The organism is Halomonas beimenensis (assembly GCF_002549795.1).
Classification (GTDB): Bacteria; Pseudomonadota; Gammaproteobacteria; order Pseudomonadales; family Halomonadaceae; genus Halomonas; species Halomonas beimenensis.
Genome location: NZ_CP021435.1, coordinates 75,660 through 99,526 on the forward strand (window position 1 = coordinate 75,660; position 23,867 = coordinate 99,526).

Annotated in this window: 23 protein-coding genes; 18 read left to right on the forward strand and 5 right to left on the reverse strand. The window is 69.6% G+C overall.

Features of this window, described 5'->3' with window-relative positions:
* Positions 1-234 precede the first annotated feature (234 nt).
* From BEI_RS00365 to BEI_RS00430, 15 genes are all read left to right on the forward strand, one after another.
* The gene (locus BEI_RS00365; protein WP_097787647.1) at positions 235-1,362 is read left to right on the forward strand and encodes an FAD-dependent monooxygenase; all 1,128 of its coding nucleotides are present in this window, start codon (positions 235-237) and stop codon (positions 1,360-1,362) included.
* Positions 1,363-1,428: 66 nt separating this feature from the next.
* Positions 1,429-2,406, forward strand: coding sequence for a TRAP transporter substrate-binding protein DctP (gene dctP, locus BEI_RS00370; RefSeq protein WP_193765133.1), 978 nt, complete (start codon positions 1,429-1,431; stop codon positions 2,404-2,406).
* 67 nt (positions 2,407-2,473) lie between these two features.
* Positions 2,474-2,986: a TRAP transporter small permease gene (locus BEI_RS00375; RefSeq protein ID WP_097787649.1), complete on the forward strand. Its 513-nt coding sequence runs from the start codon at positions 2,474-2,476 to the stop codon at positions 2,984-2,986.
* A gap of 47 nt (positions 2,987-3,033) precedes the next feature.
* A complete protein-coding gene (locus BEI_RS00380) occupies positions 3,034-4,350 on the forward strand; it encodes a TRAP transporter large permease (RefSeq protein ID WP_097787650.1) in 1,317 nt (438 codons plus the stop codon).
* A 72-nt stretch (positions 4,351-4,422) separates the two neighbouring features.
* Positions 4,423-4,794: a sulfatase-like hydrolase/transferase gene (locus BEI_RS19190; protein ID WP_227644528.1), complete on the forward strand. Its 372-nt coding sequence runs from the start codon at positions 4,423-4,425 to the stop codon at positions 4,792-4,794.
* Positions 4,795-4,985: 191 nt separating this feature from the next.
* A complete protein-coding gene (locus BEI_RS19195; RefSeq protein ID WP_227644529.1) occupies positions 4,986-5,300 on the forward strand; it encodes a hypothetical protein in 315 nt (104 codons plus the stop codon).
* A 329-nt stretch (positions 5,301-5,629) separates the two neighbouring features.
* Complete coding sequence (locus BEI_RS00390) at positions 5,630-6,442, forward strand: IclR family transcriptional regulator (protein WP_097787651.1); 813 nt, start codon at positions 5,630-5,632, stop codon at positions 6,440-6,442.
* A gap of 164 nt (positions 6,443-6,606) precedes the next feature.
* The gene (locus BEI_RS00395) at positions 6,607-7,536 is read left to right on the forward strand and encodes a VOC family protein (protein WP_097787652.1); all 930 of its coding nucleotides are present in this window, start codon (positions 6,607-6,609) and stop codon (positions 7,534-7,536) included.
* Positions 7,537-7,700: 164 nt separating this feature from the next.
* The gene (locus tag BEI_RS00400; RefSeq protein WP_097787653.1) at positions 7,701-8,225 is read left to right on the forward strand and encodes a cupin domain-containing protein; all 525 of its coding nucleotides are present in this window, start codon (positions 7,701-7,703) and stop codon (positions 8,223-8,225) included.
* A gap of 11 nt (positions 8,226-8,236) precedes the next feature.
* Positions 8,237-9,067 (forward strand): alpha/beta fold hydrolase, encoded by an 831-nt coding sequence (locus BEI_RS00405; protein ID WP_097787654.1) that lies wholly within the window; start codon positions 8,237-8,239, stop codon positions 9,065-9,067.
* Entirely contained in the window at positions 9,064-9,858 is a 795-nt protein-coding gene (locus BEI_RS00410; protein WP_097787655.1) for an SDR family oxidoreductase, read from the forward strand. The genes BEI_RS00405 and BEI_RS00410 overlap by 4 nt, the downstream gene beginning before the upstream one ends.
* Before the next feature lie 22 nt (positions 9,859-9,880).
* Positions 9,881-10,675, forward strand: coding sequence for an aspartate dehydrogenase (locus tag BEI_RS00415; RefSeq protein ID WP_097787656.1), 795 nt, complete (start codon positions 9,881-9,883; stop codon positions 10,673-10,675).
* A gap of 14 nt (positions 10,676-10,689) precedes the next feature.
* Positions 10,690-12,156, forward strand: a complete 1,467-nt coding sequence (locus BEI_RS00420; protein ID WP_097787657.1) for an aldehyde dehydrogenase — start codon at positions 10,690-10,692, stop codon at positions 12,154-12,156.
* A 28-nt stretch (positions 12,157-12,184) separates the two neighbouring features.
* Complete coding sequence (locus tag BEI_RS00425) at positions 12,185-13,819, forward strand: thiamine pyrophosphate-binding protein (RefSeq protein ID WP_097787658.1); 1,635 nt, start codon at positions 12,185-12,187, stop codon at positions 13,817-13,819.
* Between the two features lie 155 nt (positions 13,820-13,974).
* Positions 13,975-15,189 carry a DcaP family trimeric outer membrane transporter gene (locus tag BEI_RS00430; protein WP_097787659.1) on the forward strand — a complete coding sequence of 405 codons (1,215 nt, stop codon included), beginning with the start codon at positions 13,975-13,977 and terminating at the stop codon, positions 15,187-15,189.
* Between the two features lie 266 nt (positions 15,190-15,455).
* Here BEI_RS00430 and glnK read toward each other — a convergent pair whose 3' ends face one another.
* The 3 genes from glnK to BEI_RS00445 form a co-directional block, all read right to left on the reverse strand.
* A complete protein-coding gene (gene glnK / locus BEI_RS00435; RefSeq protein ID WP_097790945.1) occupies positions 15,456-15,794 on the reverse strand; it encodes a P-II family nitrogen regulator in 339 nt (112 codons plus the stop codon).
* Between the two features lie 139 nt (positions 15,795-15,933).
* Entirely contained in the window at positions 15,934-17,256 is a 1,323-nt protein-coding gene (locus BEI_RS00440; protein ID WP_097787660.1) for an ammonium transporter, read from the reverse strand.
* Between the two features lie 38 nt (positions 17,257-17,294).
* On the reverse strand, positions 17,295-17,633 hold the full coding sequence (locus tag BEI_RS00445) for a P-II family nitrogen regulator (protein WP_097787661.1): 339 nt from the start codon (positions 17,631-17,633) through the stop codon (positions 17,295-17,297).
* Between the two features lie 289 nt (positions 17,634-17,922).
* Between BEI_RS00445 and BEI_RS00450 the strand changes: the two genes are divergently transcribed.
* Together BEI_RS00450 and BEI_RS00455 are read left to right on the forward strand one after the other, a co-directional pair.
* Positions 17,923-18,282, forward strand: a complete 360-nt coding sequence (locus BEI_RS00450; protein WP_097787662.1) for an accessory factor UbiK family protein — start codon at positions 17,923-17,925, stop codon at positions 18,280-18,282.
* 64 nt (positions 18,283-18,346) lie between these two features.
* Positions 18,347-19,852 carry a YifB family Mg chelatase-like AAA ATPase gene (locus tag BEI_RS00455; RefSeq protein WP_097787663.1) on the forward strand — a complete coding sequence of 502 codons (1,506 nt, stop codon included), beginning with the start codon at positions 18,347-18,349 and terminating at the stop codon, positions 19,850-19,852.
* Positions 19,853-19,862: 10 nt separating this feature from the next.
* Here the strand turns inward: BEI_RS00455 and BEI_RS00460 are convergent, their stop codons facing one another.
* Positions 19,863-20,351, reverse strand: a complete 489-nt coding sequence (locus BEI_RS00460; protein WP_097787664.1) for a hypothetical protein — start codon at positions 20,349-20,351, stop codon at positions 19,863-19,865.
* Positions 20,348-21,337, reverse strand: coding sequence for an alpha/beta hydrolase (locus BEI_RS00465; protein WP_097787665.1), 990 nt, complete (start codon positions 21,335-21,337; stop codon positions 20,348-20,350). Before BEI_RS00465 ends, BEI_RS00460 begins: the two co-directional genes overlap by 4 nt.
* Positions 21,338-21,577: 240 nt before the next feature.
* Here BEI_RS00465 and BEI_RS00470 point away from each other — a divergent pair, with 240 nt between their 5' ends.
* Positions 21,578-23,752, forward strand: coding sequence for a malate synthase G (locus BEI_RS00470; RefSeq protein WP_097787666.1), 2,175 nt, complete (start codon positions 21,578-21,580; stop codon positions 23,750-23,752).
* Positions 23,753-23,867: the final 115 nt, after the last annotated feature.

The following is a 23,867-nucleotide window of genomic DNA, read 5'->3' on the forward strand; positions in this document are numbered from 1 at the left end:
CGCTGCCGTTTTCATGCCTCCTCCACGCCCCCTCTGGGTTTTTCAGATTACCCGTTATTCAAAGATAACGACTTGTTCTGGCAGGCCTCTTTCAGGCGCCGATGGAAAGGGCAGACGAGAGGTTTGACAACGCCGCAAGGGCGACCTACATTGCTAGCATCAAATAATAAACAAAGTTTCAAATATGATTCAGCGGGCGGGCCCGCGGTCTTGGACGGCAACAAAGGTGAGAACATGACAAGTCTGAAGATCGGCATCTGCGGTGGGGGCGTCGGCGGGCTGTGTGCGGCCCTTGCATTGCGTCAGCAGGGGCACGAGGCCATCGTCTTCGAGCGGGCCAAGCAGTTCCTGCGCATCGGCGCGGACGTCAACCTGACCCCCAATGCCGTGCGGGCCCTGGATCGCCTGGGCGTGGGCGAGGTGCTGCGCGAGACCGCGGCGCGTCCCACCCATCGCATCAGCCGCACCTGGGACACCGGCGAGGAGACCTCGCGGCTGCCCATGAGCGAGGCCGCCGAGGTGCGCTACGGCGCCCCGCAGCTGACGATCCACCGCGGCGACCTGCTCCAGGCGCTGGCGAACGCCCTGCCCGAGGAGGCCATCCGCCTGGGCAAGCAGGCCGAGCGCGTCGAGCAGGGCGAGCCCATGCGCATCCACTTCGCCGACGGCACCAGCGAGGAGGTCGACCTGGTGGTCGGCGGCGACGGCATCCATTCGGCGGTGCGCCGCGAGCTGTTCGGCGAGGATCATCCCGAATTCACCGGCCTGGTCTCCTACCGGGCCGTGGTGCCGCGCAGTGCGGTGCCCGAGGTGGAGAACCTGGACGCCTTCACCAAGTGGTGGGGCCCGAGCCCGGACGTCCAGGTGGTGGTCTTCCCCCTGACCCGCGGCGAGGAGGTCTTCATCTTCGCCACCACCCCCCAGGACGACTGGCGCGAGGAGTCCTGGACCCTGCCCGGCGACGTCGACGAGCTGCGCCGGGTCTACAGGGCCTTCCATCCCGACGTCCAGGCCCTGCTGGCCGCCTGCGACAGCGTGACCAAGTCGGCGCTCTACGTGCGCGAGCCCATGCCGCAATGGTCGGTGGGCCACGCCACCCTGCTCGGCGATGCCGCCCATCCCATGGTGCCCTTCATGGCCCAGGGCGCCTGCATGGCCATCGAGGATGCCGTGGTGCTGTCCCGTTGCCTGGAAGGCGTCGATCGCGCCGGCCTGTCCGCGGCCCTGCAGCGCTATGAGGAGGCCCGCAAGGCGCGCACCGCCCAGGTGCAGCGCGGCTCCCGGGCCAACGACTGGCTCAAGGGCGAGGGCACTGCCGACTGGGTCTACGGCTACGACGCCTGGGGTGTGGAATTGCCCTGACATCCTGTCTCGGCGCTCTACACCATACTCATGAAGCGCAATAACAACACTCGAGGAACCCCCGATATGACCAAGCAGCTCCTGACCAAGTCCCTGCTGAGCCTGACCTTGATCGGTGCGGCCACCGCCGCCCAGGCCGAGGAGATCCAGCTCAACGCCATCTCCTTCACGCCCAAGACGGTGGTGATCTCCCACGGCTTCGAGCAGTTCGTCGCCGCCATCAACGAGGAGTTCGACGGCGAGCTGGAGATCAACTGGCGCGGTGGCCCCGAGGTGATGCCGCCCTTCCGCCTGGCGGACGCGGTGCGCAACGGCTCCATCGACATGGCGCTGACCAGCCCCAGCTACTATTCCGGCCTGGTGCCCTCGGCGACCGCCTCCAATCTCTCCTTCAAGACCTACGAGGAGATCGCCGAGACCGACTACCTGGCTCGCATGACCGAGGTCCACGCCGAGCGCGGCCTGCACTTCCTCGGCGAGATCCCGGCGAGCCCGGTGCAATTCTTCCTGTTCTTCAAGGAAGAGGTGAGCGGCATCGAGGACATCGCGGGCAAGCGCATCCGCGTCTTCCCGACCATCCTGCCCTTCGTCGAGGCCCTGGGCGCCGAGCCGCTGGTGCTGCCCATGGGCGAGATCTACACCGCCATGGAACGCGGCGTCATCGACGGCTTCGCCCAGAGCAACATCGGCTGGGTCGACCAGTTCGAGGACGTGGTCAACTACTACATCACCCCGCCCTACTACCGGGCCGGCTTCAACGTCCTGGTCAATCCGGACGCCTGGAACGAGCTGCCCGAGGACCTGCGCGACCGCGTCCAGGCCTACCTGCGCGAGGAGCTGGCGCCGCAGATCGACCAGAGCTGGGAGGAGGTCATCGACTCCGGCTACGCGCAGATGGACGAGGCCGGCTTCCAGGAGGTGGCGCTGACAGGCGAGGCCGCCGACGAGTACATCGCCACCGCCATCGAGGCGGCCTGGGACAAGCTCGCCGAGGACGTGGAGCCGGAGCTGCACGCCGAGCTCAAGGCCATGCTCGTCGACTGATCCTCGCCCTTCCCCCCGGCGCCCGCCCCCGGGCGCCGGGCCCCATTCATTCCCCGGGGCCTTCGCTATGGATGACTCCCTGACCGTCAAGCAATCGTCGTCTTCCGTGTTCATGCGCGGCGTCAGCCGCCTCAACCTGTGGTTCGCCTGGCTCGCCGGCGTCGTGCTGGTGGCCGCCACCGGCCTGGTGTTCATGGAGATCCTCTCGCGGCTGATCTTCGACAAGTCCCTGGTCTGGGTCATCGAGCTCAGCGAGTACGCGCTGCTCTACATGACCTTCCTCGGGGCGCCCTATCTGCTCGAGAAGCATCGCCACGTGGCCATCGACGTCGTCACCGAGGCGCTGCCGGACCTGGCGCGTCGCGCCCTGAGCGCCGTGCTCTGCGCCCTGGGGGCGGTGGCCTGCGGCTACTGCGCCTGGGTCGGCGGCCTGGTGACCCTGGACCAGTTCGAGTACGGCATGCGCGAGACCACCCTGATGCGCCCGCCGAGCTACCTGATCACCCTGGTCTTCCCCCTCGGCATGCTGCTGCTCGCGATCCAGTTCGCGGCGCAGACCTTCGACAGTTTCAAGCGCTGAGCCCTGGGCGGCTCACGCACTGACAATACTCTCCCCTGGAGGCTGATATGGATTGGTGGCTGACGCTGCTCCTGATCATGGGACCGCTCCTGCTGCTGATGATGCTGGGCATGCCGGTGGCGTTCGCCTTCCTGGTCGTCAACCTGGTGGGTTCCTACCTGCTGCTGGGCGGCATGTCCGGCGTCGAACAGCTGGTGATCAACACCACCGGTGCGCTGACCAGCTTCACCCTGGTGCCGATCGCCATGTTCATGATCATGGGCGAGGTGATGTTCCGGTCCGGCATCGCCAACGACCTGCTGGATACGCTGGACAAGTGGTTCGGCAAACTTCGCGGTCGCCTGGCCTTCATGGCCGTGGGCGGTGGCGTGCTCTTCTCCACCCTGACCGGCAACAGCATGGGCTCCATCGCCCTGCTGGGCTCCAGCCTGGTGCCGGAGATGGAGAAGCGGGGCTACCAGAAGCCCATGACCCTGGGGCCGATCCTCGGCTCCGCCGGCCTGGCGATCATGATCCCGCCGAGTTCGCTGGCCGTGGTGCTGGGCGTGGTGGCCGAGCTGCCCATCGGCCGGCTGCTGATCGCCATCATCCTGCCGGGCCTGATCATGGCGGTGCTCTACACCATCTACATCCTCGGCCGCTGCACCCTGCAGCCGGACGTGGCACCGTCCTTCGACGTGGCGCCCACGCCGATGCGGGTCAAGCTGGAGGCCGGGGCGCGCAACATCCTGCCCATCGGCGTCATCGTCTTCGCCGTGGTCGGTGTGATCTTCCTGGGCCTGGCCACGCCCACCGAGGCGGCGGCCTCCGGCGCCGTGGCCACGGTGGTGCTGGCCCTGGCCAAGCGTCGCCTGAGCCTGGACATCTTCAAGAGCTCGATGTTCGAGAGCGCCGGTATCTCGGTGATGGTGCTGCTGATCGTGGCCGGCGCCATCGCCTTCACCCAGCTGCTGTCCTTCACCGGTGCCACCTTCGGCCTGATGGACGCCGTGCTCGGCCTGCCGTTCGACGACAAGACCATCGTCCTGGCCATGGTGCTGACCGTGGTGCTGCTGGGGATGTTCATGGGGCCGCTGCCGATCATGATGATCACCCTGCCGATCTTCGTGCCGGTGGTGGAGCAGTTCGGCTTCGATCCCCTGTGGTTCGCCGTGCTCTTCCTGATCGCCATCGAGACCGGCTCCACCTCGCCGCCGCTGGGCGCCGCGCTGTTCGTGATGAAGGCCGTGGCCCCCCAGGGCACCCGCATGGGCAGCATCTACAAGGCCGCGGTGCCCTTCCTGATCTGCGACTTCCTGGCCATCGCCGTGGTCTTCGTCTTCCCGGAGATCGTCACCTGGCCGGTCGGGCTGATGTTCGACTGATTCCCGCCCCGGGTCCGCCGGGGCGACGCCTCTCTACCGACGCAGGAGGCTCCATGCGCCGCCCCCCGTTTCGTGCTCTTCATCACCGACCAGCAACGGGCGGATCACCTGGGCTGCTACGGCGATTCCACCGTGCGCACGCCGCACCTGGATCGCCTGGCCGCCGAGGGCGTGCGCTTCACGCGCTTCCACGTGGCCACGCCGATCTGCCAGCCCAACCGGGCCTGCCTGGTCACCGGCCAGCAGCCTTCGGTCAACGGCGTGCGCCAGAATGGCATCCCCCGACCTGGACAGCGTCACCTTCGCCGACGTACTGCGCGGTGCGGGCTAACGCGCCGGCCACATCGGCAAGGCCCACTTCCAGAACGTGACCGACATCCCGGCGCCCGAGCGGCGCCCGGGCGGCCGTCGGGGCGAGGTGCCACCGGAGGACCTGCGTCATAGCCTGCGCCGCCAGCGAGACGGCGAGGCCTACGGCGGGGAGGTGCGCCGCCGCTGGGCCGAGAACCCGGACCGCGAGCTGCCGACGCCCTACTACGGCTTCGACCACGTGCGGCTGTGCATCGGCCACGGCGATCAGGTGGAGGGGCACTACACCGCCTGGCTGCGGAGCCGGCAGGCCGACCCCGATCGGCATGCAGGGGCGCGACCTCTTCGACGCCTCGCGCCCGGCACCGCCGGTGCTCATCGAGGACGCCGGCATCCACGTCTTCCGGGACGGCGATGCCGAGACGGGCATCACCACCCTGGTCACCGAGGAATGGCGGCTGAGCCTCTTCGAGGGCGCCGCCGGGGGGGAGCTCTACCGGCTGGCGGAAGCCCCCCACGAGACCCGCAACCTCTGGGACGACCCGGCGCACCGTGACGACAAGGGGGCGCTGCTGGAGGCCCTGGCGCGGCGCATGGCCGAGCTGCGCGACCGCCGATTGTCCGCCACGGCACGCGCCTAGCGGCCGACCCGGAGCCGGAGGCCGGTCCCGGACTCGGGGCTGGACGTCATCCCCTGTAATTAATCCTTTTTTATCAATCTCTTATGTATCGGTCAGGCGAGGGGAACCAAGCCTTGACAAAGGGCGGTTCGGAGACTATCTTCAAGTGGTATCAAATAAGAAATAAAGTTTTATATTTGAACTGAGGCGGCTCGAGAGAGTCGCCAGGGGCCGGACGGCGAATCGGCTCCCGGGTCCCGATCCGGTATCTTAGGTGCGAGGGCGCCGCCGGCTCCGCCACGAGCCCCACCGGCGCGGACACCGACCCGACACCAAGAGGCGATGACGCGATGAGCGACACCGAGAAGGATGCACGCAAGTACCTGATCCCCGGCCTGGAGCGCGGCCTGATCATCCTGATGGAGCTGAGCCGCAGCCATCGGGAGATGGGCTTCGCCGAGATCGTCAAGCGCGTCGACATCCCCAAGGCCACGGCCTATCGGGCCATCCAGACCCTGGAGTACATGGGCTTCATCCGGCGCCATCCCTCCACCGGCCTGTATTCCCTGGGGGTCAACGTGCTGCGCCTGGGCTTCGAGTACGTCGCCTCCCTGGACGTGGTCCAGGTCGGCCAGCCGGTGATCGAGTCGCTGCGCGACACGACCGGCTGCTCGAGCCACATCGCCATCCGCGACGGCCGTGACGTCATCTACGTGGCCCGAGTCAGCGCCGCCAACGCCACCGTGCGTCGCGTCAGCGTCGGCACCCGCCTGCCGGTGCACCGCACCTCCCTGGGGCGGATGCTGCTGACCGAGCTGAGTCGCGCGGAATTCGAGGCCCTCTATCCCGAGGAGAGCCTGCCGGACAACGAGCCCGGCGCCCCCGCCGATCGCGAGGCGCTCTGGGCGCTCGTCCAGGAGGACCGCCGGCGCGGCTACGTGATCGCCGAGTCCTACTTCCAGTTCGGCATCTCCTCGATCGTCTACCCGCTCTTCAACCACGACGGCGAGATCGAGGGCGTGGTCAGCATCATGGTGCCGGTGCACGAGATCCCCGCGGAGGATCGCGACCGCCTGAGGCTTCACGTGGCCGAGGCCGCCGACACCATCTCCAACCTGTTGGGCTACCAGGGCCACGCCGGGGGGCGGAGCCAGATGAGATGAACGCCAGCTGAGCCCAGCCGCCGGGCGCCGGCCTAGTCCGCGCCCGGCCCAACCAGACACGGCAACGAGACTGTCGCGATGCGCTCGCCTCGCGAACGGGGAGCCTTTGTGTCCGTGAAGTCGAAACGAGTGACGGTCGAGGTCACGTCTAGCAGGAGACCGATATGAGTATCGTGGGTATCGAAGAACTGGAGTTCGGCGCCGAGGACGTCGCGGCGGGCAAGCGGTTCGCCGAGGACTTCGGCCTGACCAGGGTCGACGAGGACGACCGGGGCACCACCTTCGAGGCGCTCAACGGCGCCCGCCTGGTGATCCGGGCCATCGACGACCCGGCGCTGCCCGAGGCCTTCGAGGAGGGCTCGACCCTGCGCCGCATGACCTGGGGCGTGGCGGATGCCGCCGCCCTGGACGCGCTGCGCGAGCGGCTGAGCGACCAGCCCGGCTACGTCGATCACGGCGACGGCCTGGAGTGCCGCGACCCCAACGGCCTGGCCGTGCGCATTCGGCCGACCGCGCTGCGCGAGGTCGAGCTGGAGGTCACCCCCATCAACCAGTGGGGCGACATGCGGCGCATCGACCAGCCGAGCCCGGTCTACGAGCGGGCCACCCCGGCCAGCATCGGCCACGCGGTCTTCTTCGTCGACGACCTGGAGGCCAGCGAGCGCTTCTACCGTGAGCTGCTGGGCTTCTCGGTCTCCGACCGTTACATCGACCGCGCCGTCTTCCTGCGCATGCAGGTGCGCGGCGGCCACCACAACCTCTTCCTGCTCAAGCTGCCGCACCGCGGCGCGGGGCTCAACCACGTGGCCTTCACGGTGCGCGACATCCACGAGGTGATCGGCGGCGGCCTGGCCATGAACCGCCGGAAGTGGAGCACCTTCCTGGGCCCGGGGCGCCACCCGATCTCCTCGGCCTACTTCTGGTACGTCAACAGCCCGCTGGGCGGCGCCTTTGAGTACTACACCAACGAGGACTACCTCACCGAGGCCTGGGAGCCCCGGGAGATGCGGCACTCGCTGGAGTCCTTCACCGAGTGGGCCATCGAGGGCGGCATCGACGCCGAGACCCGGCGCCAGAAGAAGGCCGACGCCTGACCCGGACGGTCCGACGACCCACGCCATGACATCGATGCCGGTCCCCCGAGGGCGGCCGGCCAGGGGAGCCTCATCCCGACGCCGGCCATCCGCCGGCGGATCACGCGCAACGAGGCCCCTCCTGCTTACCGAGAGAAACCGCGCGAACCGAGGAGAGAGACATCATGTCCGAGCAGTTCGACACCTGGAAGAAGCCCGAAGAGCTGTCCTTCGAGGACTGGATCGAGTCCCGTATCGCCCGCTTCGAGGGCCGCAAGTACGACTGGAACGCCCTCAAGTTCCAGGCCGACTACGATCCCAAGTACCGCCGCGCCCAGATGCGTTACATCGGCACCGGCGCCACCGGCGTGGCCAGCGACGTCAACACCATCCCGGCCGAGCACTTCACCTTCTCCACCATGGTGCTGCCGTCCAAGTGCGAGGGGCCGCTGCACGTCCATGACGACGTCGAGGAAGTCTTCTTCGTCCTCAAGGGCCGCATCCGCCTGTTCATCAAGGACGGCGACAACTACACCGAGACCGTGCTCAAGGAGCGCGACGTCATCTCCGTGCCGCCGGGCATCTATCGCGGCCTGCTCAACGAGAGCGAGGAAGAGGCCCTGATGTGCGTGATGCTGGGCACGCCCAAGCCGCAGATCCCGACCTACCCGGACGATCACCCGCTGTCCAAGGTCAAGCGCAACGGATGAGTGGTTCGGCCATGACACCCAAGATCCTGACGCTCGACGCCGGCCGCCAGGCCTACCGCGAGAGCGGCGAGGGCGAGGCCATCGTGCTGCTGCACGGCATCAGCTCCGGGGCGGCCTCCTGGGAGCCGGTCGCGCCGCGGCTGGCCGGCTATCGGCTGCTGGCCTGGGACGCCCCGGGCTACGGCGAGAGCCAGCCGCTGGCCGCGGCCGAGCCCACGGCGGCGGACTATGCCGCGCGGCTCGACGCCTGGCTGGACGCCCTGGCCGTCGAGCGCTGCGTGCTGGTCGGCCACTCCCTGGGCGCGATGATGGCCAGCGCCTACGCGGCCCGTCGCCCCGAGCGGCTGGCCGGGGTGGTCCTGGCCGACCCGGCGCTGGGCTACCGCGACGCCGACGAGGCCAAGCGCGACAGCGTCTATCGCAGCCGCTGGACGATGCTCGCCGAGCAGGGCCATGACGCCTACGCCGCGGCCCGGGCACCGCGGCTGCTCCGCGAGGGCGCCGACGCGGCCGACATCGCCCGGGTGCGCGATGGCATGCGGCGTCTCCACGTCGAGGGCTTCTCCCAGGCCAGCTGGATGCTGGCCAACGACGCCCTGGAGGGCTACCTGCCCGAGGGCCTGCCGGTACCGGCCACGGTGCTGTGCGGCGACGAGGACGCCATCACCCCCCCCGAGGCCAGCCGGGCCCTGGCCGAGCGGCTGGGGCTGCCCTACCGCGACATCCCGCGGGCCGGCCATGCCAGCTACATCGACGCCCCCGAGGCCTTCGCCGAGGCCCTCGACGCCTTCGCCCGGCCGCTGCTGGCCGCCACCCGGAACCGAGAGAGGACGACACCATGAGTTTCATGATCGAAGACCGGGTGGCGGTGGTCACCGGCGGATCCTCCGGGATCGGCCTCGAGACCGTGCGCCTGCTGCTGGCTCACGGCGCCAGGGTGGCCCTCTGCGGTCGCAACCCCGAGCGCCTGGACGCGGCCCGCGCCGCGCTGGTCCAGGAGTTCCCCGCCGCCGAGCTGCTGGCCGAGACCTGCGACGTGCTCGACGAGGCGTCCTGCGCGGCCTTCGCCGACGCGGTGCGTGATCGCTTCGGCGGCGCCGACATGCTGATCGCCAACGCCGGCCAGGGCTATGTGGCCCACTTCGACGACACCCCCCGGGAGGCCTGGCTGTCCGAGGCCAACCTCAAGCTGTTCGGCGTCATCAACCCGCTGAGCGCCTTCCGCGACCAGCTGGCGGCCTCCGAGATCGGTTCGCTGACCTGCGTCAACTCCCTGCTGGCGCTGCAGCCCGAGCCCCACATGATCGCCACCTCGGCGGCCCGGGCCGCCCTGCTCAACATGACCCACTCGCTGTCCCACGAGCTGATCGGGGACGGCATCCGGGTCAACTCCATCCTGCTGGGCATGGTCGAGTCCGGGCAGTGGCGTCGGCGCTTCGAACAGCGTGACGACCCCTCCCAGACCTGGGAGGAGTGGATCGGCGCCATCGCCGCCAAGCGCGGCATCCCCATGGGCCGCCTGGGCCGCCCGCAGGAACCGGCCCGTGCCCTGGTCTTCCTCGCCTCCCCCATGGCCTCCTTCACCACCGGCGCCGCCCTGGATGTCTCCGGTGGCTTCAACCGCCACCTCTGATAACAGACAACGGAGAATCCCCATGACGAAACGACTCATGATGATCGGCTACGGCGCCATGGGCACCGAGGTGCATCGCCTGCTCCCCGAGGGCATGGAGCTGGCCTGGGTGGTGGTACCGGAGGCCTATGCCGCGGCGACCTGCACGCCCTGGGCCGGGCGTGCCGAGGTGCTGACCTCCATCGACGCCTGCGAGGAGGCACCGGACCTGGTGGTGGAATGCGCCGGCCAGCCCGGGCTGGCCGAGCATGGCGAGGCGGTGCTGCGCCGCGGCCTGACCCTGGCGGTGGTGGCCACCGGGGCCCTGGCCGACGAGGCCCTCTATGAGCGGCTGGCCACCGCGGCCCGCGAGGGCGGCGGCCGGATGCAGCTGCTATCCGGCGCCGTGGCCGGCATGGACGGCCTGGCGGCGGCCCGCGAGGGGGGCCTGGACGAGGTCACCTACGAGGCCTGCAAGGCCCCGCGCAGCTGGAAGGGCAGCCACGCCGAGCAGCTCATCGACCTGGACGCCGTCACCGAGAAGACGGTGTTCTTCGAGGGTGACGCCGGCGAGGCGGCACGCCTCTTCCCGGCCAATTCCAACGTCGCCGCCACCATCGCCCTGGCCGGCGTGGGCATGCGCGACACCCGGGTCAAGCTGATCGTCGACCCGGACACCCGCCGCAACACTCACCGCATCCACGCCCAGGGGCGCTTCGGCGAGTTCACCATCGAACTCAACGGCCATCCCCTGGAAAGCAACCCCAAGACCTCGACCCTCGCCGCCCTCTCGGTGGTGCGCGCCTGCCGCCAGGCGCTCGAGCCGGTCTCGTTCTAAGGGAGGTGCCCCAGATGACCCAGAAGATCTTCGTCGCCGGTGAATGGCGCGTGGGACGCGGCGACGCCATGGTGTCGCGCTTCCCCGCCGACGGGTCGCTCAATGCCGAACTCAATGCCGCGGGCCTCGAGGACGTCGAGGAGGCGGTCGAGGCCGCCGACGCGGCCTGGCGCGCCCCGGCCTGGCGCGATCGCCTGCCCCACGAGCGGGCCGAGGTGCTCTATCGCGTCAGCGACCTGATCCGGTCGCGGCTCGAGGAACTCGCCGCCCTGCAGACCCGGGACAACGGCAAGCCCCTGGCCGAGGCCCGCGCCCTGGTGGCCAGCGCCGCCGGCACCGCCCGCTACTTCGCGGCGGCCTGCGAGACCCTGGAGGGCGAACTGCCCACCCAGCGCAACGCCGACTTCATGACCCTCAGCCAGTACGAGCCGCTCGGGGTGATCGCCGCCATCACGCCCTGGAACTCGCCGATCGCCAGCGAGATGCAGAAGGTCGCCCCGGCGCTGGCCGGCGGCAACGCCGTGGTGCTCAAGCCCGCCGAGGCCACCCCGCTGATGGCCCTCAAGCTCGGCGAGCTGTTCGAGGAGGCCGGCCTGCCCAAGGGCCTGCTCAGCGTGCTGCCGGGGCGCGGCAGCGTGATCGGCGAGGCCCTGGTGCGCCATCCGAAGGTACGCAAGATCTCCTTCACCGGTGGCACCAACACCGGGCGGCACCTGGCCCACGTGGCCGCCGACAAGCTGATCGGCACCTCGCTCGAGCTGGGCGGCAAGTCGCCGACCATCATCTGCGAGGACGCCGACCTGGAGCAGGCGGTCAAGGGCGTGGCCTACGGCATCTTCAGCTCCGCCGGCCAGGCCTGCATCGCCGGCTCTCGGCTGTTCATCCACCGCAGCCGCTACGACGAGGTCATGGACCGGCTCGAGGCCATCGCCCGTGGCCTGCGCGTGGGACATCCCGAGACGCCCGGCGTCCACCTGGGCCCGCTGATCAACCAGGGCCACCGCGACAGCGTGGCGGCCTACGTCGACCAGGCCCGGGAGCAGGGCGGCCGAATCCGCTGCGGCGGCGAGATCCCCACCCAGGGCGAGCTGGCCGCGGGCAGCTTCTACCCGCCGACCCTGATCGACGGACTGGCCCACGACAGCGCGGTCTGCCAGGAGGAGATCTTCGGCCCTGTGCTGGTGGCGCTGCCCTTCGATGACGAGGACGAGCTGATCGGCCTGGCCAACGACAACGTCTACGGCCTGGCGGCCGGCATCTGGACCTCGGACTACCGCCGCGCCCTGCGCCTGGCCGGCAAGCTCGAGGCCGGCACGGTGTGGATCAACACCTACAAGAAGTTCTCCATCTCGACGCCTTTCGGCGGCTACAAGGAGAGCGGCCTGGGCCGCGAGAAGGGTCGCCAGGGCATCCAGGCGTACATGCAGCAGAAGAGCCTCTACCTGGGGCTCGATGCCGCTCCCATGAACTGGTGCGACTGAGCGCCCACGGTCACCGAGGAAACCAACCATGACGACCATCACCGTGGGCGAAGCCGTCGCCCGCACCCTGGAAGCCTATGCGGTCTCGGCCGTGTACGGCGTGATCTCCATCCACAACCTGCCGATCGCCGACGCCATCGGCCAGCGCGAGCGGGTGCGCTTCGTGCCGTCCCGCGGCGAGGCCGGCGCCGTGACCATGGCCGACGGCCATACCCGGGTGGGCGGCCTCGGCGTGGCCCTGACCAGCACCGGCGCCGGCGCGGGCAACGCCGTGGGCGCCATGCTCGAGGCGCTCAACGCCGGCACCCCGCTGCTGCACATCACCGGCCAGGTCGAGAAGGCCTACCTGGATCGCGACGCCGGCTTCATCCACGAGACCCGCGACCAGATGGGCTTCCTGCAGGCCTGCTCCAAGCGCGCCTACCGGGCCTGCACCCCCGAGCAGGTGGTGCCGCTGCTGCACCGCGCCATCCAGGAGGCCATGACCCTGCCGCGGGGCCCGGTGAGCCTGGAGATCCCCATCGACATCCAGGCGAGTTCCGTCGAGTGGGTCGAGACGGCACCCGCCGAGCCCGCCGCCCCGGCCCGGGTCGGCGAGGCCGAGATCGACGCCCTGGCCGAGCGCGTCCTGGCCGCCGAGCGGCCGGTGCTGTGGATCGGCGGCGGCTGCCTGGAGGCCGGCGACGCCGTGCGCCGCCTGGCGGACGCCGGCATCCCGGTGGTCTCCAGCACCCACGCCCGGGGCGTGCTGCCCGACAGCCATCCGCGCAGCCTGCGCGCCTTCCACAGTGCCCCGGCGGTGGAGGAGCTGTTCGGTCGCAGCGACCTGATGCTGGTGGCCGGCTCGCGGCTGCGCAGCAACGAGACCCGCACCTACTCGGTGGCGCTGCCGCGTCCGCTGGTGCAGATCGACGTCGACCCGGCCGCGGCCCACCGCAACTACTCGGCCGACGCCTTCCTGTGCGGCGAGTGCGGCGATGTCCTCGCGCGGCTGGCCGACCGCCTAGAGGGCAAGCGCAGCCCCGACGCGGAGGTCGATCGCGACGTCGCCCAGGCCGTCGAGGCGGCCGAGCAGGCCCTGCGCGGCCAGGTCGGCGAGTACGCCAAGCTGTCCGACGCGATCCGCGCGGCACTGCCCGAGGACGGCATCTTCGTGCGCGACATCACCGTCTCCGGCAGCACTTGGGGCAGCCGCCTGCTGCCCATCGAGCGCCCGCTGACCAATATCCACTCCCTGGCCGGCGCCATCGGCCAGGGCCTGGCCACCGGCATTGGCTGCGCGGTGGGCGCGGCGGGCCGCAAGGTGGTGACCGTGGTCGGCGACGGCGGCCTGATGCTGATGGTCGGCGAGATGGCCACCCTGGCCCAGGAGCGTGCGGACATGACCCTGGTGGTGATGAACGACGGCGGCTATGGCGTGATGCGCGGCATCCAGGACAAGTACTTCGAGGGCCGGCAGTACTACAACGACCTGCATACGCCGGACTTCCAGGCCATGGCCGACGCCCTGGGCCTGCCGCGCTGGAAGGTCAGCCGGGGCGACGACTTCCAGGCCGTGCTGGCCGAGGCCGTCGGCCAGGACGGTCCGGCGGTGGTCGAGGTGGACATGGCCAGCGTCGGCGAGCTCAAGTTCGCCGGCCCGCCCCAGAAGACCCTCTACTGAGGCATCGCGCCTCGCAGGCGTCGCCGGCACTGTGCCGGTGGCGACTCTACCAGCCATGCAGACGAGAGGAGACGCCAGGAACCATCGAGAGACGTTGAATCAGAACAATAATCCTGTGCCATTCCGTTCATAATAACGACTCAAGAGAGATCCTCATGTATTCCAGAAAGACCCTGATGCTGGCCCTGCTGCCGGCAGGCCTGCTTGCGGCCCAAAGTTCCCACGCCTTCGACGTCGTCCCCGCCGGCGAGCCGGTGGTGACCGGCGAGCCGAGCCGCGTCGGCGCGCCCTGGAACCATCGCAGCACCTTCAACATCCCGGGCACCAACACCGACGTGGCCTTCGGCGGCTACGTCAAGTTCGACGCCATCCACGACTTCGACTACGACCTGGGCGAGGTCACCGACCCGCTGGCCGCCGCCAGCGAGAGCAACGCCACCGACGGCAAGACCACCTTCACCGCCCAGGAGTCGCGGCTGAACTTCCGCACCCAGACCCGCTTCGGCGACGAGGTACTGCGCACCTATGTCGAGGGGCATTTCATCCCCGACAACAAGTTCAACCTGCGCCACGCCTACGGCGAATTCAACGGCTTCCTGGCCGGCCAGACCTGGACCAACTTCATGCACTTCCTGGGGACTCCGCGCATCCTCAAGCTGGGCGGGCCCATCGGCTACGCCACCGGGCGTCCCGAGCAGGTGCGCTACACCCACCAGGCGGGCCCCAACACCTTCGCCGTGGCCCTCGAGAACCCCGAGGCCTCGATCTCCGACCTGGGGCCGGGCGGTAACGTCGACGAGGCCAACGAGCTGCCCGACCTGACCCTGCGCTACCAGTACAAGCGCAGCTTCGGCATCTCCGGCGTGGTGCGCCAGTTCTCCACCGACTCCGAGGCGAGCGGCCAGGACGAGAGCACCACCGGCTTCGGCATCGCCGCCCAGGGGGCCCTGCCGCTGGGCGGCAGCACCACCCTCAAGGCCAACCTGATGGCCGGCAGCGGCCTGGGCGGGTACCTGGACTACGTGCCGGCGTCGGGTGCCAAGTTCCGTGCGCCGGATGCCTACCTGGCGGCCGACGGCGATCTCGAGGCCGTCGACCTGCAGAGCGTCGGCCTCTCCCTGGACCATCGCTGGAACGCCAGCTGGTCGAGCTCCATCGGCACCTCCCGGGTCGAGCAGGACCTGGCGGATGACGCCCCGGCCTTCCAGGGCATGGCGGACACCGTGCAGTTCTCCCACGTCAACCTGATCTGGGACGTCAACGACCGCATGACGGTGGGCGCCGAGTACCAGTACATCGACCTGGAGAAGGTCAACGGCGAGGAGGTGGACGCCAGCCGCGTGATGGCCAGCGCCCAGTTCCACTTCTAAGCGATCCCTTTTTGACCCAGCTTGTTGCAGGCCCTCGGGCCTGCCCTTGCCGGCCCGAGGGCCGGCTTTTTTGTGCCTGAGGCCCGGCGTTGCCGGGAGCGTCAAGCCATAAGCTTCAAGCTGTAAGAAAAACCCTCCACGGCGGCGCCATGGAGGGTTTTACGCTTCAGAGGCGGGGCACACTGTGCCTTGCCGCTTGCCGCTTGCCGCTTGCCGCTTGCCGCTTGCCGCTTGCCGCTTGCCGCTTGCCGCTTGCCGCTTGCTGCTTAGACCGCGTCCTTGTCCGTCTCGCCGGTGCGGATGCGAATGACCTGCTCCAGGGCGGTGACGAAGATCTTGCCGTCGCCGATCTTGCCGGTGTTGGCCACCTGGGTGATGGCATCGATCACCTGCTCGGCCATGCCGTCGTCCACGGCCACCTCCAGCTTGACCTTGGGCAGGAAGTCCACCACGTACTCGGCACCGCGATACAGCTCGGTATGCCCCTTCTGGCGGCCGAACCCCTTGACCTCGGTGACGGTGATGCCCTGGACGCCGATCTCGGAGAGGGCCTCGCGTACGTCGTCGAGCTTGAACGGCTTGATGATGGCGGTCACCAGTTTCATGGTCTTGTCCTCGCGTTGTCCGTGTCCGATGGCGACGCTCGCCATCCGTCTGGGGTCATTGTGCCAGAGCATACACCCGCGACGGCAGGAAGAAAAAAAGCGGCCCCCGGTCGGGGGCCGCAGGCGGCAGGGCGAAGGATCACTCGGTACGCGGCGTCATGGGTTGGGGCTGGCCCAGCCCCTCGGCCCGGGAGCGGCCGCCACCGCCGCCGTGCACCTTGGAGACGGTGAACTCGGGGTAGGCCTCCAGTCCGCACTCGGCCAGGTCCACGCCCTCGTACTCCTCCTCCTCGCTGACGCGGATGCCCATCACCGCCTTGAGGACCAGCCAGACGGCGAGGCTGGCGGCGAAGACCCAGGCGAAGATGCCGAGGATGCCGATCAGCTGGGCGCCGAAGGAGGCGTCGCCGTTGGACAGCGGCACCGCCAGCACGCCCCAGATGCCGACCACGCCGTGGGCGGAGATGGCGCCGACCGGATCGTCGAGCTTGAGCTTGTCGAGGCCGACGATGGAGGCGACCACCAGCAGGCCCCCCACGCCGCCGATCAGGGTCGCGCCCAGGGCGCTGGGCGACAGCGGGTCGGCGGTGATGGCCACCAGGGCGGCGATGGCGCCGTTGAGGGCCATGGTCAGGTCTGCCTTGCGGAACCAGGCCTTGGCCAGGATCAGCGCGGCGATCACCCCGCCGGCGGCGGCGGCATTGGTGTTCACGAACACCTGGGCGACGTTGTTGGCGGAGGCCACGTCGGACATCTTCAGCTCGGAGCCGCCGTTGAAGCCGAACCAGCCCATCCACAGGATGAAGGTGCCCAGGGTTGCCAGGGGCAGGTTGGCGCCGGGGATGGCGAAGATGGCACCGTCCTTGCCGTACTTGCCCTTGCGCGGGCCGAGCACCAGCACGCCGGCCAGCGCGGCGGCCGCCCCAGCCATGTGCACGATGCCGGAGCCGGCGTAGTCGGAGTAGCCGACCTCGGCGAGCCAACCGCCGCCCCAGGTCCAGTAGCCGGAGATCGGGTAGATGACCCCGGTCATGACCACGGCGAAGGCCAGGAAGGCCCACAGCTTCATGCGTTCGGCGACGGCCCCGGAGACGATGGACATGGCGGTGGCCACGAACACGACCTGGAAGAAGAAGTCGGAGCGCATGGAGTAGTAGGGCGCATCGTCGCCGCCGGCCAGCACGGCATCCACCGGGTTCTCGCCGCCGATCAGCCCGCCGAGGCTCGGCAGCACGCCACCGGCGCCGCTGGAGTACATCAGCGCGTAGCCCACCAGCAGGTACATGGTGCAGGCGACGGCGAACAGGGCGATGTTCTTGGTCAGGATCTCGGCGGTGTTCTTGGACCGGACCAGCCCGGCCTCGAGCATCGAGAAGCCGGCGGCCATCCACATCACCAGGGCGCCGCAGATCAGGAAGTAGAAGGTATCGAGCGCGTAGCTCAGCTCGGCAAGCTCATTCATGGGACTCTCTCCTCATCGGGAACGGAAAGGCGGTCGGCTCAGACGGCATCGGCGCCGCGCTCGCCGGTGCGGATGCGGATGACGTCTTCCAGCGCGGTCACGAAGACCTTGCCGTCGCCGATCTTGCCGCTGTTGGCGGCGGTGCAGATGGCGTCCAGCACGGTGTCGAGGCGGCCGTCGTCCACGGCGATCTCGACCTTGACCTTGGGCAGGAAGTCGACCACGTACTCGGCGCCGCGGTAGAGCTCGGTATGCCCCTTCTGGCGGCCGAACCCCTTGACCTCGGTGACGGTGATGCCCTGGACGCCGTTGTCCGCGAGTGCCTCGCGCACGTCGTCGAGCTTGAAGGGCTTGATGATGGCGGTGATCAGCTTCATCCCGGATCTCCCCTGTTGGATGAGCGCGGGGCGAGCCGCGCGGTGCATGTCTGCCATCCCGCTGCGCAAATCATGCCAGTGGCGGAATTAGCCAAGGGTTTTCATGTCGTTAGAGGAGGTTGGCGAAGCCGTGGACGCGCCTCGTCACGGTCCAGGCCCGGCGCCGTGCACTCTTGTGGTGCTAGGCCGCGCGCGGCGTGCCCCATCGGGAGGCAAGGCGGGGGAATGCGCGTCGCGGACGGCTTGCGTATCCTTGTCATCAGCTACCCCACCGTTCAGGAGAGACACCATGGTCAGCCAAGACCGCATCAGCCGCCTGGCCCAGCAGATCGGCGAGCGCCTCCAGGGCGCCTCCCAGGCACCCGAGGAGGTGCAGAAGGGCATCCAGCAGGTCGTGCGCGGTGCCTTCGATCGCCTGGAGCTGGTGTCGCGAGAGGATTTCGACATCCTGATGGACGTGCTGCAGCGGACCCGGGCTCGGGTCGAGGCCTTGGAGCAGCAGGTCGCGGCCCTGGAGGAAGCGCTGGAGGCCAGCCGCCCGGTCGCTGGCGAGGCCCTGCCCTCCGCCGACGCGGAGCGGACCGGCGCGTCTGCCGAGCCCCCCTCGACGCCCGAGGCGGATGCCGGCCGCGACGAGGCCGGTCGCTGACCCACCGGGCGTTCCCGTCGGCGCTGGGCTAGTGTGAAGGCAGGCAAGGCGCGAGGGATCGCCCATGACGCTGGCAATCGTACGCACCCGGGCCGGCCTCGGCCTCGAGGCGCCCGAGGTGCAGGTGGAAGTCCATCTGGCCAACGGCCTGCCCGGGATGACCCTGGTCGGGCTGCCCGAGACCGCCGTCCGGGAAAGCCGCGAGCGGGTGCGCAGCGCCCTGGTCAACGCCGGCTTCGACTTCCCGCTGCGGCGCATCACCCTCAACCTGGCGCCCGCCGACCTGCCCAAGGACGGCGGGCGCTTCGACCTGCCCATCGCCCTGGGCCTGCTGGTGGCCTCGGGGCAACTCCCCCCCGAGGCCCTGGACGACACCGAGTCGGCGGGCGAGCTGGCGCTGGACGGCACCCTGCGACCGGTGGCCGGGGCCTTGCCCCTGGCGCTGGCGACCCGGGCCGCCGGCCGCCGGCTGATCCTGCCCCGGGCCAACGCCGAGGAGGCGGCGCTGGCCGGCGATATCGAGGTGCTGCCCGCCGATCACTTGCTCGAGGTGGTGGCCCACCTGCTGGGGCAGGCGCCCATCGCCCCCCATCGCTCGTCCTGCCCGTCCCGGAGCCCGGAGGCGGAGCTCGACCTCGCCGAGGTGCGCGGCCAGCACCAGGCCCGTCGCGCCCTGGAGGTGGCGGCCGCCGGCGGCCACAACCTGCTGCTGGCGGGGCCGCCGGGCACCGGCAAGACCATGCTCGCCAGCCGGCTGCCGGGGATCCTGCCGCCCTTGACCGGGGACGAGGCCCTGGAGGTGGCGGCCGTGCGCTCGGTGTGCGGCCTGCCGATCGCCGAGCACTGGGGGCGGCGCCCCTTCCGGTCGCCGCATCATACCGCCAGCGCCGTGGCTCTGGTCGGCGGCGGGTCACGGCCGAGACCCGGCGAGATTTCCCTGGCCCACCATGGCGTGCTCTTCCTCGACGAGCTGCCCGAGTTTCCCCGCCAGGTGCTCGAGGTGATGCGCGAGCCCATGGAGTCGGGGACCATCCATATCGCCCGTGCCCATCATGAACGGCGCTATCCGGCATGCTTCCAGCTCGTCGCGGCGATGAACCCCTGTCCCTGCGGCCATCTCGGCGATCCGCGCCGGGCCTGTCACTGTACCGCCGCCCAGATCCAGCGTTATCAGGCCCGGCTGTCCGGCCCGCTGCTCGATCGTATCGACCTGCAGGTCGAGGTGCCGGCCCCGAGCGCCGAGCAGTTGACCGCGCAGGCACCGGGGGAGTCCTCGGCGGCGGTGCGCAGGCGCGTCCTGGCGGCCCGAGCCCGCCAGCGGGCGCGTGGTGCCCTCAATGCCCACTTGGCGGGGGGGGCGCTGGAAGACGCCTGCGCCCTGGGCGGCGAGGATCGAGCCTGGCTGGCCGGCGTGCTGGAGCGGTTGCAGCTGTCGGCCCGCGCCTTCCATCGGGTGCTGCGGGTGGCGCTGACCCTGGCGGACCTCTCGGGCGAGCCCCGCCCCGGGCGCGACCAGCTCATCGAGGCGATCGGCTATCGGCAGCTCGATCGATTGCTGAGCGGCGGTTGAGCCGGTGGGCTCAGAGCGCGGTGGCGTCCAGGGCGCCGTCGATCCGGCCCTGCCAGAGAGCCGTCTCGCTGCCGGGGCGTCGCAGGATGAGCTGCAGGCGGTAGGGCACCAGGGTTCGGTCGGAGAGCGTCAACCTGGGCCCCGCGGCGACCAGGCGACTGTCGAGGCGCCACTGGTTGGGTTCGGCGCCCCGCGAGAGGGCCGCTTGCCAGTCCAGCACCTGGGGGCCTTCCGCCAGCGCGAGCAACGCCCGGGTCAGGCTCTCGAGCAGCCGGTCCTGGGCGATGCCCAGGTCGGCCTCGACCTCGGGCCGCGTCAGCAGCAGAACCTGATCGGTGGCGGGACGGGCCAGCATCGGGGCTCCGGCCACCTCCGTCGCGGCACGCTGGCCCAGGCCGAACAGGGCCTGGCGCACCCTGTCGGGGCGCTCCGGTGCGCCGGCGGCACAGCCGGCCAGCAGCAGCGCGAATGCCAGGGTGGCGACGCGAAGCGGCCTCATCGGCGTGCGATCCCGGCCGCTGGGGAGGAGGAGGGGCGATCGAGGAGTCCTTCCAGCTCGACGATGAACCGCTGCAGTTCCTCGAACAGGAGGCGGCGGATGGGCTCGGCCTCGTTCACCAGGTGATGGCGGGCCTCGGGATGTCGATGGATCTCGGCATTGGGGAACTTGCGGGCCAGCACCTCCAGGTTCCATTCCCAGTCCACCGTGAGGTCTCGCTCGCCCTGCAGGATCAGGGTGGGGAGCTCGCTGGCGGGCAGCGCCAGCAGCTGGGGCATCCAGCGGCGCATGGCATCCACCCAGGCCATGTCCAGGCGATCCGGCTGAAGCGGGTCCCCCTCGCGCAGGAAGGTGGCGAACTCCCGATCCGTGGAGTTCTCCCGGAAACGTCGGGGGACCGAGCGAATGAAGGGGCCCAGCAGGCGATGCAACCAGCTAGACTGGGTCCAGCCCCAGGGGCGCACGAGGGGCGCGAGCAGGGCCAGGCCGGCCCAGTGGCCGTCGTCGCCCCGGCGCAGGGCATCGGTGGCCAGGATGGCGGCACCGGTGCTCTGGCCGATGCCCAGCCAGGGGCGCGGCGCCAGGTCCCGGGCCTCGAGGTGGTCCTGCAGGCGGCGCAGGCAGGCACCGTAGTCATCGAAATCCTGGATCGATGCCCGGGGGCCGCTGGACAGGCCATGCCCCGGGAGATCCCAGAGCACCACCCGCCAGCCCCGCTCGAGCAGGCACTCGAGCAGGTGGCGGTAGAGGCCGAGGTGATCGTAGTAGCCATGCACCACGAAGGCCGTGCCTCGGGGACGCGTGGGACTCCAGATCTGGGTCCAGAGGCGGAAGCCGTGGGCATCCACGTACCCCACGTGCAGGCCGACGTGCTCGGCGAGCAGCGGCGCCAGGCCGTAGTGGCCCAGGTAGCGCTCAAGCGGCCGCCCGGATGGGTCGGCCGGGGCGATGGGGCCCAGCGCCTGTAGGGGGGTGAAATCGCTCATCGGGTCCTCCGCAATGCCTGCTCATGCTAGCGCCACTACAAGGGAGGAGCCAGCATCGGCCGCCTGGGGTAGTCAGACTCACGCGCCTCGTCTATTGGTCTAGTCTACGGCGCCGTTCGCAGGCTTCGGGTTTACATGTGGAAGGATTTTCCACAAAATTGTCATCACGCAGTCACCATTCCCTGTCCGGCCGCTCGGTGCCAGGGGAGCGCCGAACCGCCACGCATAGGAGAACGACCCATGACCCAACGCATCACCCGTCACCGTCTTCAGGTGGCCGCCGAGCTGGACCGTTTCATCAACGAGCAGGCCCTGCCGGGTAGCGGGGTCGATCCCGATGCCTTCTGGGCCGGCGTCGACGCCCTCTTTCATGATCTGACACCGAAGAACCGGGAACTGCTCGCCGAGCGGGATGCGTTGCAGGCCGAGCTGGATGCCTGGCACCGTGAAAACCCGGGACCGGTTCGCGACATGCCCGCCTACCGTGCCTTCCTCGAGCGGATCGGTTACCTGCAGGAGGCGCCCGCCGAGGTCAAGGTCACCACCGCCAACGTCGACCGCGAGATCGCCGTCCAGGCCGGCCCGCAGCTGGTGGTGCCGGTGAACAACGCCCGTTACGCGCTCAACGCCGCCAACGCCCGTTGGGGCAGTCTCTACGATGCCCTCTACGGCACCGATGCCATCTCCGAGGAGGGCGGCGCCGAGCAGGGCGACAGCTTCAACCCCAAGCGCGCCGAGAAGGTCATCGCCTACGCCCGCGGCGTGCTGGACCGGGCCGCCCCCCTGGCTACCGGCTCCCACGCCGAGGCGACCCGGTATGCCCTGCGTGACGGCCACCTCGTGGTCACCCTGGCAGGCGGCCGGGAGACCGGCCTCAAGGAGCCCGGCAAGCTGGTCGGCTACCAGGGGGAAACCGGCGCCCCCTCCTCGGTGCTGCTGGCCAACAACGACCTGCATCTCGAGATCCAGATCGACGCCGGCCACCCCATCGGCAAGACCGACGCGGCCGGCGTCAAGGACGTGGTGGTCGAGGCCGCGCTGACCGCCATCATGGACTGCGAGGATTCCGTGGCCGCGGTGGATGCCGAGGACAAGGTGGGGGTCTACGCCAACTGGCTGGGCCTGATGCGGGGCGACCTCGAAGAGCAGGTCGAGAAGGGCGGCAAGACCTTCACCCGCCGGCTCCACGCCGATCGCACCTGGACCACCCCGGACGGCGGCGAGCTCACCCTCCCCGGGCGCTCGCTGCTGTTCGTGCGCAACGTCGGCCATCTGATGACCACCCCCGCGGTGCTCGACGCCGAGGGCAACGAGCTGCCGGAGGGCATCCTCGACGGCATCGTCACCAGCCTGATCGCCATCCGCGACCTCCAGAAGGGCGCGGGCGAGGCGCGCAACTCCCGCCAGGGCTCGGTCTACATCGTCAAGCCGAAGATGCACGGCCCCAAGGAAGTGGCCTTCGCCAACGAGCTGTTCGGCCGTGTCGAGGACCTGCTGGGCCTGGAGCGCGACACCCTCAAGATGGGCATCATGGACGAGGAGCGCCGTACCTCGGTAAACCTCAAGGCCTGCATCAACGAGGCGCCCTCCCGGGTGGTGTTCATCAACACCGGCTTCCTGGACCGTACCGGCGACGAGATGCACACCGCCATGCAGGCAGGCCCCATGATCCGCAAGGGCGACATGAAGCACAGCACCTGGATCGGCGCCTACGAGCGCAGCAACGTCCAGGTCGGCCTGGCCTGCGGCCTGCGCGGCCATGCCCAGATCGGCAAGGGCATGTGGGCCATGCCGGACCTGATGGCCGCCATGCTCGAGCAGAAGATCGGCCACCCCAGGGCCGGCGCCAACACCGCCTGGGTGCCGTCCCCCACCGCCGCCACCCTGCATGCCCTGCACTACCACCAGGTCAAGGTGGCCGAGGTGCAGCGCGAGCTGGAGGCCCAGGGCGAGCCGGACTTCCTCGACGAGCTGCTCACCATCCCGGTGGCCGAGGCCCCCGACTGGACCGACGAGGAGATCCAGCAGGAGCTGGACAACAACTGCCAGGGCATCCTCGGCTACGTGGTGCGCTGGGTGGAACACGGCGTGGGCTGCTCCAAGGTGCCGGACATCCATGACGTGGGCCTGATGGAAGATCGCGCCACCCTGCGGATCTCCAGCCAGCACGTGGCCAACTGGCTGCACCACGGCGTGGTGGAGGCCGATCGTGTCCGCGAAACCCTGGAGCGGATGGCCAGGGTGGTCGACGAGCAGAACGCCGGGGATCCGGCCTACCGGCCGATGAGCGCCGACTTCGCCGCGTCCCACGCCTTCCAGGCCGCCTCCGACCTGATCTTCAAGGGGATCGAGCAGCCCTCCGGCTATACCGAGCCGCTGCTGCACCACTGGCGGGCGGTGCACAAGGCGTCCTGATCGTCGGCGGGCCGCGGGCCTTGGACTGAGACAGGGGACTCTCCTGCAATCCGTGGCCCGTGGCCACTGTGCGAGCCGGGGTGGCTGGGCTATCTTGGAGGCCATCGTTCACCCG